At 63.6% G+C, this 2,717-nt stretch carries 2 protein-coding genes; both read left to right on the plus strand.

Annotation, left to right across the window (positions count from 1 at the left end):
- On the plus strand, positions 1-1,566 hold a 1,566-nt coding region (locus tag AC07VY_RS26510), incomplete at its 5' end, for a ShlB/FhaC/HecB family hemolysin secretion/activation protein (protein WP_495100131.1).
- A 105-nt stretch (positions 1,567-1,671) separates the two neighbouring features.
- Positions 1,672-2,717 (plus strand): two-partner secretion domain-containing protein (locus tag AC07VY_RS26515; RefSeq protein WP_495100132.1); only part of this gene is annotated, 1,046 nt, incomplete at its 3' end.

The raw sequence follows: 2,717 nt of genomic DNA on the forward strand, positions 1-2,717 counted from the left end.
CCCAGCCCCGTAGCCGCGCCGACGCAAAGCCTGCCGCGCAACGAAGCCCCTTGTTTTGCATTGCACAACGTCGCTCTGCACGGCGACCAAGCCGAGCACTTTCAGTGGGTGCTGAACGCCATCGCCGGTCCGCAGGGCACAGACAGCCCTCTCCAGCAATGCCTGGGCGCCCAAGGCATCGGCCTGGTCATCCAGCGTGCCCAGGACGCCCTGATCGCCAAAGGCTATGTCACCAGCCGCGTGCTGGCCGAGCCGCAAGACTTCAAATCCGGTGAATTGGTCCTGCGCTTTTTACCCGGCCGCATCCACGCGATCCGCTTTGCAGCCAACACAGACGCACGTGCCACCGCCTGGAACGCCATGCCGGCCCGCCCCGGCGACATCCTCAACCTGCGCGACGTAGAGCAAGCCCTGGAAAACTTCAAGCGCATCCCCAGCGCCGATGCCGACATCCAGATCGAACCAGCGCAAGAACCCGGCAGCAGCGACCTCGTCATCAGCTGGAAGCAAGCCTTTCCAGTACGCCTGAGCCTGACCGCCGACGACAGCGGCAGCAAAAGCACCGGTAAGAACCAAGCCAGCATCACGCTGAGCTATGACAACTGGTGGACCCTGAACGACCTGTTCTACATCACCCTCAACAACAACGTGGGTGGCGCCCTGGCCCACAGTGCACTGCCGGGCGACACCGATGCCGGCGCGCGCGGCACCAGCGGCCACACGGTGCACTACTCCCTGCCCTGGGGTTACTGGCTGCTGGGCTTTACCCACAGCCAGAGCAGCTACTACCAAAGCGTGGCCGGTGCCAACCAAGACATCGTCTACCGCGGCACCAGCGCCAACACCGAACTCAAACTGTCGCGGCTGGTGTCCCGCGACCAGACCCGCAAAACCACGGTATCGATGCGCGCCTTCCAGCGCCTGTCCAACAACTTCATCGACGACACCGAAGTCGAAGTACAGCGCCGCGTCGTCGGCGGCTGGGAACTGGGCCTGGGACACAAAGAATTCCTGGGCACCGGCAGTGTCGAAGGCAATCTGGCTTACCGGCACGGAACCGGTGCGTTCGGCGCCATGCCCGCACCGGAAGAAACCTTTGGCGAAGGTACGTCTCGCTTCACGCTGTTCACCGCAGATGCCAGCCTGAACAGTCCATTCCATCTGGCCGGTCAAAGCCTGCGCTACAGCAACAACTGGCGCGCCCAGTGGAACCGCAGCCCCCTCACGCCACAAGACCGCTTTGCGATCGGAGGACGCAACACCGTGCGCGGATTCGATGGCGAATCCAGCCTGTCTGCAGAGCGCGGCTGGCTCATCCGCCAAGAGCTCAGCATTGCTCTAGGACAAAGCGGGCAGGAGCTGTACATCGCCCTGGACCACGGCGAAGTCGGAGGCCCCAGCAGCCAGAACCTGGTCGGCCACCGGCTCACCGGAGCCGCCATCGGGCTGCGCGGAAACCTACGCAGCCTGGGCTACGACATCTTCGCCGGCCAGCCGGTACGCCAGCCCGATGGCTTCAAGACGGCGGGTACCACTGCCGGTTTCAACCTGAGCTTGAGCTTCTGAAATTCAAGTCCAAACAGTCTCCAGCACAGATAAAAACTACGCATATAGCTATCAATTTTGATGCTTCTGCGTAATTTCTCATATTCCTGAACCTCGCCCCACACCATGAACCAACAGCTCTACCGCATCGTCTTCAACAAAGCCCGTAACTGCATGATGGTCGTGGCAGAGACTGCGACGGCACAAGGCAAGGCCGGAGAGCGGCGCAGTGTTTCAGCGGGCGGCAGCGACCGCAGCGTCGGTGCAGCCATATTGGCGGGCGTGCATAGCTTGCAGCCCTTGGCCTTGGCGCTGGTATCGGTGTTGTTCCTGGTCTCCATCACGCCAAATGTGCGTGCACAAATCGTCTCCGACCCCAGCGCCCCCGCCAACCAGCGCCCCACGGTGCTGACCACCGGCAGCGGCAACAACATCCCCCTGGTGAACATCCAGACCCCCAGCGCCGCTGGCGTATCGCGCAACACCTACAGCCAGTTCGACGTGCAAAACAACGGCGCGGTACTGAACAACAGCCGCACCAATGTGCAAACCCAGCTCGGCGGTTGGGTGCAGGGTAACCCCTGGCTGGCGACCGGCAGCGCCAAGATCATCCTGAACGAGGTGAACTCCAATAACCCCAGCCAGTTGCGCGGCGCCATCGAAGTCGCGGGCCAGCGCGCCGAGGTGGTCATCGCCAACCCGGCCGGCATCCTGGTGGACGGCGCAGGCTTCATCAACACCAGCCGTGCCACCCTCACCACCGGCACGCCCATCTTGAACGGGGGCAGCCTGGACGGCTACCGCGTACAAACCGGCACCATCACCATCACCGGCGCCGGGCTGGATGCCAGCAGCACGGACTACACCGCCATCCTGGCGCGGGCCGTCAGCCTCAATGCTGGCATTTGGGCCAACACCCTGAACATCACCACCGGCGCCAACCAGATCAGTGTCGATGCAGGAACCACCACGGCCACTGCCACCACAGCGATCGCCGGCACCGGCAGTGCCCCCAGCTTCGCGCTGGACGTATCGGCCATCGGCGGCATGTACGCGGGCAAGATCACCCTGATCGGTACCGAGGCCGGCCTAGGCGTGCGCAACGCCGGGGTACTGGTGGCCAACGCGGGCGACCTGGTCCTGGGCAACGATGGCTGGCTCAGCAATACCGG

The organism is Rhodoferax sp. GW821-FHT02C08 (assembly GCF_059421805.1).